Annotated in this window: 3 protein-coding genes; 1 reads left to right on the top strand and 2 read right to left on the bottom strand. The window is 42.8% G+C overall.

Annotated features, from left to right (window positions below; genetic code table 11):
* Nucleotides 1–30 precede the first annotated feature (30 nt).
* The gene (gene ppk2, locus ACT3SX_RS13825; RefSeq protein ID WP_192520998.1) at nucleotides 31–1,140 is read left to right on the top strand and encodes a polyphosphate kinase 2; all 1,110 of its coding nucleotides are present in this window, start codon (nucleotides 31–33) and stop codon (nucleotides 1,138–1,140) included.
* Nucleotides 1,141–1,214: 74 nt separating this feature from the next.
* On the opposite strand, the gene ACT3SX_RS13820 is transcribed toward ppk2, so the two are convergent.
* Complete coding sequence (locus ACT3SX_RS13820; protein ID WP_192518587.1) at nucleotides 1,215–3,008, bottom strand: amino acid ABC transporter ATP-binding/permease protein; 1,794 nt, start codon at nucleotides 3,006–3,008, stop codon at nucleotides 1,215–1,217.
* Nucleotides 3,005–4,900: a thiol reductant ABC exporter subunit CydD gene (cydD, locus tag ACT3SX_RS13815; RefSeq protein WP_192518586.1), complete on the bottom strand. Its 1,896-nt coding sequence runs from the start codon at nucleotides 4,898–4,900 to the stop codon at nucleotides 3,005–3,007. Before cydD ends, ACT3SX_RS13820 begins: the two co-directional genes overlap by 4 nt.
* Nucleotides 4,901–5,107 lie beyond the last annotated feature (207 nt).

The following is a 5,107-nucleotide window of genomic DNA, read 5'->3' as shown; positions in this document are numbered from 1 at the left end:
TTTTTATTAATTTTGTGAGGAGGGTAAGTTATGACAAAAAAGCCAAGTAAGGTTGAAAAAGTAAATGATGTTTACATTACTGATAAAAAAGGCATCGAGAAGTACGAAACCAAAAAGAAAGAAGATGGCTCTCGCGTAAAGACCAAAGAAGTCATTGATCAAGTATTACTGAAAGATTTGGCTGATGGTAATATCGATAGTATTTCTGAGCATTTACAAGCCTTGATTCATGATGTTTCTCCTGATGATTTGATGAAACTTAAGGATATATTTGCTAAACACGCACTTGCCAACTACGTAAAGACAGGTAGTATCAAAGATGATGAATTGTCTGATAATTGGCGTGAAGGTGGTTATCCATATAAAAACCGATTATCACGTAAAAACTATGAGAAGCAAAAATATCATTTGCAGGTTGAGCTGTTGAAGCTACAGCATTGGGTGCGAGATACTGGACAAAAAGTAGTCATCGTCTTTGAGGGTCGTGATGCTGCAGGTAAAGGTGGTACGATTAAGCGTTTTATGGAACATCTTAATCCGCGTGGTGCTAAGGTGATTGCACTTGAAAAACCAACCGAACAAGAGCTCGGACAGTGGTACTTTCAGCGCTATATTCAGCATTTACCCACTCAAGGTGAGATGGTTTTGTTTGACCGCTCTTGGTATAACCGAGCTGGTGTTGAGCGAGTCATGGAGTTCTGTACCGATAAAGAGTACGAGTCTTTTATGAAACAAGTGCCTGACTTTGAAAAATATTTGATTGATTCAGGCGTTCATTTGATCAAGTTTTGGTTTTCAGTCAGTCGTGATGAACAGCGACGTCGATTTGCCCAACGTGAAGCGCATCCCTTAAAACAATGGAAATTGTCACCGATTGATAAAGCCTCTCTCGACAAATGGGACGATTATACACTTGCTAAAGAAGCGATGTTTTATAATACAGATACTGCTGAATCGCCATGGATTGTGATTAAGTCAGACTGTAAAAAACGTGCTCGTCTAAATGCCATGCGTTATGTACTCAATAAACTGCCGTACGAAAATAAAGATAAAAAGCAGGTGGGTAATGTCGATCCACTCATCGTTGGTCGTGCAGGAGCTTTATATGAGCTGGGCGAAAAAGATGATTTAGCGGTTTAAAGCAGCGGCTTCTTGAAATAAAAAACCACTTAGGTAAGGTCTAAGTGGTTTTTTTATTATCAATATGTTTACACTCACGTGGATGCAAGGTCACTGGTAAATACACTTTCCTCTAGTATTAATGATTTACAGTGTCCCATGTTCCACTCATGGTGGCTGACGATAATTAATAAATCATTTTTTTGATGTGCGCGCACATTTTGCCACACCTGTGCTCGATTATCTGTATCAAGACCGGCAAATGGCTCATCGAGCAATAATACTCGCCGCGGTTTGAGCAACAGTCTTGCCAAAGCGATACGTCTTGCCTGACCACCAGAAATAGCTGCACCATATTCGCCGAGTGGCGTGGCAAGCCCTTGTGGCTGTGCTCGTAACCACGATGAAAGCCCAACTTTATCTAAAGCCGCAATCAATTCAGCATCAGAGGCATTTGCCTTTCCCAAACGTAAATTAGCTGCCAAACTTTGATCAAAAATATCGAGCTGCTGGCCTAAGTAACCAAGTTGATCTTTCCAATCGTAATCATCCCAAGCTTTACCGTTTAAAGTCACCTCACCTGATAAGGCTGGTAGTTCACCCGCGAGCATTTGTAGTAGTGTGGACTTTCCGCATCCTGAAGGGCCGCGAATGATCAACGGTGTGCCCGATTGAATAGAAGCACTGACATTTTGAGCACCCACCAATGCTTTGGGTATTTTTGTATAGACGTTTTTCAGCTCTGCTGTGAGTACATCAGTAGGCAGTGGTAATGAAGGGTGAGGTACGTTTATTTCGGCAGGCTCGTTTGTGGCATCCACTTTGCTTACCTTGTCTTTTGTCATATTAGCACTATCAGACTGTTGCTTTAGCAAAGCATTCAAACGATTTTTGGCGGCAATACTGTTTCCTAGTGATAGATAGTTTTGACCTAAAGGCACAACGATCTCTTGAATACCAAGTAGCCCAAGTATCACTGCTAATATTAATGGTACATTGAAGGAGGCACTTGTATCTGATGTGGCAACAGCAAACAACACCGCTAAAATGCTTAAATAAAAGAGCCATTGAATACCTAAAATATAACCTGATCGCTGTTTCTGTGCCTGCCACTCTAACTTCTGTAAGGCATTGTCTTGAGCCGTATAGTCTTTGGTTTGTGTATACCATTGTTGCCATAAAAGTAGTTGGGTAATGATTGCTAACGGCGCAAGCAGTTTATGGCGGCGAGATTCAGATGCTTCAGCCAACCGCTGTGCTTGAGCTATCCCTAAGTAGCTGGCGCACAAGGGTAGAAATAGTGCTAGTGTTAGTAGAGCAAAGATAACCAGCTTTAATAGGGTACTGATAGGCAGTACAAAACCGATGAAGACAGCCAGCAGTATCATCGTTATGGTGCTAATCAACCATGGGGAAATAACCCGAAGTATGAACTCATCAAGCTTGTCGATGTCGCTGACCAGTCGATGCATATATTGAGCGGAATGTAGAGCTTGTCGTTGCTCTGCTAAAGGTTTAGCTGCCAAGCGATTAAAGAAGCTTAATCTGAGAGTTTTTAATAAATCAAACACTGCATGATGCGAGACCATTAGCTCACCATAGCGACTGGCTGTACGAGCCATCGCTAGCATGCGTATGATTCCTGCTGGCACCATGTAGTTAAAAGCATGTGAGCCAACGGCCAGCATGCCTGCTAAAGCGGCACTGGTGATAAACCAGCCTGATATCATCAGCAGGGCGATGATAGAAATGGCAAATATCAATCCTAGCAGCCATGAGATGAGCCATAAATCAAATGACGGCTTGAACATATCCCGCAATCGAAAAGCTGGTACATGCTTATCCGTCATCTGATGTTCATGCGGGTTAGGTGATATACGCTGGCTCATTGTGCGCCTCCTAACTGATTAGGTGGTTCATTATCATCGAGAGTTTGGTGGTTAGCCGATAATGGTAGTGATAGTTGAATCACATTGTCTAGCCAATCTAGTTGTTCATGCGCATGTGTTACCCACAATACCGTTTTATTACGACTAACCGTTTCAAGTAAGGCATGAATATGTTGGGCAGTATCGGGATCTAAATGTTCGGTTGGTTCGTCGAGTAGCCAAAGACTGTCATCACGCAGTAGTAGTTGAGCGATGCCTAAGCGCTGCTGCTGACCACCCGATAAGCCCTGTCCACGCTCACCAAGCTGAGTGTTGATACCGTCAGGTAAACGTTGAATCAGCGGCCATAGGGCCACCACATCCAGCGCGTTAATCAGATCTTGATCTGTTGCTTCAGGATTGGCTAGGCGCAAATTCTCTGCAATCGTTAATGGCATCAGTGCCACTTGCTGTGCCAAATAACCTATATTTTGTCGTAGTAACTCTGGGTCAATGTCGTGATAAGGCACTTGCTCCGTGCTATTAGCATTCATGAAAGTGATGTCACCTTCATAAGACACAAAGCCCATCAATGCTTGGAGCAGACTTGATTTACCACTGCCACTATCGCCAATCAAAGCGACCCGTTCGCCCGCTTTTATATCAAAAGTAGTGGGTGCCAGACGGGTTCGATAAATAGGTTGGCGGCTGGATTGAGTATCTGATGTAGAATCAGGTGGCAGTTGATTGTCTAACTTTGTCGAGGTGATTATTTGGCTACGGATATTTAGGTTTGACAGTTTTATACCGAAAGCTTGGTAGACATCTAATGACGTTGAACCAGTAGTATTTATATTAGGATCAAACTGATGATTGTTGCCATTTATATCAGTCGTGCTCACTGGTTTTGCCGCCTCAATAATAGGCAACAAGCTTTGTATAGCGCCTTCGGCTTCTGCTTTAGCATGGTAGTCAGCACCTAACTGGCGCAATGGTAAATAAAACTCAGGTGCTAATAACAAGATAAATAATGCGCCAAAGTATGGTACTGGTACATGACCTTTATCCCATGGCAAGATACCAATCAAGCCAAAGCCAAGATAAACGGCCACTAGCGCAATACTCAGTGCGGCCAGTAACTCCAAGATAGCACCGTTTAAGAAGGCAATTTTCAGTACATCCATAGTACGGCGGCGATAATCTTCGCTACTAATGGCTAAGTCATGGCCTGCGATCTCAGTGGCTTGTAAGCGCTTTAACGTTGGCATACCACGTACCCAATCTAAAAAGCGACCACTAAGCTGAGCCAACGCGGTAAATTGATCCGCACTTTTACTGGCTGTTAAATGGCCAATCAATATCATAAATATAGGCACTAGGGGTGCGGTCAATAGCAGGAGAGCTGCGGCAACCCAACTTTGCCATGCGACAGCAGTTAATAGAATAATAGGCGTACTGGCAGCAACCTTGCGTTGCACACTAAAACTGCGGATAAAACCATCTAGCGCATCAGTTTGGTCAATAATTTGGCTAGATAAACTACCATCACTACCAAAATAGCGTAGATTCGGCCCTAGTTTTGCCATGATTGACAATAAAGACTCACGAAGATCACTGCGTACTTTGAAACTGGCGCGACTACTAATGAGCTCGCGTCCACTGTTGAGCAGTGGGCGTAGTATAAAACAGACAGTTAGCGCTGCAAGCCAATAGTTATTGACATTAGTGGCGAGTGGTAACTCATTAAAGTAGTTGTTAAGCCAAGTGCTAAAAAGGCTAGCAAGTAACCAGGCTTGGTAGACAAACAGCAATGTGTTGATGATAGTAAACAGCCAAGCTAAGTTAAGAGGGCGTTTGACCGATGTTACTAGCTCTTTGAGAAACCGTTTTTCGGCATTTGAAAGTGTTGCCATAGTATTATCTGCCGGCACAGTAAAAGTTAAAATAATAGGGTATATCTTCAACTCGATCGATGATTATCTACATGAACTAACCAGGGCTGAGTTTTATACTCTTGAGTCATTATTTATAGATATAAATATACACTACCATCAGTTTATCAGACGGTCATAGTATCAGTAGAACAGACGTGACTGACAAGTGTCGTTGATACATTATAT

The organism is Psychrobacter sp. AOP31-B2-9 (assembly GCF_052378005.1).
In the GTDB taxonomy this organism is placed as follows: Bacteria; Pseudomonadota; Gammaproteobacteria; order Pseudomonadales; family Moraxellaceae; genus Psychrobacter.
Note: the sequence above shows the minus strand (reverse complement) of the source record. Positions and strands in the feature narration are given on the sequence as shown.

What these genes read in the sequence shown, in the direction of transcription:
- ppk2 (WP_192520998.1), top strand. Translation starts at nt 31, where the DNA reads ATGACAAAAAAGCCAAGTAAGGTTGAAAAAGTAAATGATGTTTACATT.
- ACT3SX_RS13820 (WP_192518587.1), bottom strand. Translation starts at nt 3,008, where the DNA reads ATGAGCCAGCGTATATCACCTAACCCGCATGAACATCAGATGACGGAT.
- cydD (WP_192518586.1), bottom strand. Translation starts at nt 4,900, where the DNA reads ATGGCAACACTTTCAAATGCCGAAAAACGGTTTCTCAAAGAGCTAGTA.